The following is a 252-nucleotide window of genomic DNA, read 5'->3' as shown; positions in this document are numbered from 1 at the left end:
GCGACCGACGTCTACTTTGAGAATCACGAGCACGGCACATCAGAAAAGTTCAAGAAGAACACCCTCAAGCGCTGGAAGAATATCTACGATGTCACCGGTGGAGACATTGCGCTAGCTGATGTGACCCCGAGAGATGGCGCGTCGCTACATCAAGCACCGACTAACTACCGTCAAGACGACGACCGTTGAGCGTGAGCTAAAGACTATACGCGCTGTCATTAACAGCGTGATTAAGGAGAAGTCGTTAAATCT

Annotated in this window: 1 protein-coding gene; it reads left to right on the top strand. The window is 50.4% G+C overall.

Annotated elements, in window-relative coordinates; all coding sequences use genetic code 11:
• On the top strand, positions 1 to 189 hold a 189-nt coding region (locus VC182_RS11540), incomplete at its 5' end, for a hypothetical protein (RefSeq protein ID WP_323485383.1).
• Between the last annotated feature and the right edge of the window lie 63 nt (positions 190 to 252).

The organism is Polynucleobacter sp. AP-Nickl1-40-C4 (assembly GCF_035012665.1).
In the GTDB taxonomy this organism is placed as follows: Bacteria; Pseudomonadota; Gammaproteobacteria; order Burkholderiales; family Burkholderiaceae; genus Polynucleobacter.
Note: the sequence above shows the minus strand (reverse complement) of the source record. Positions and strands in the feature narration are given on the sequence as shown.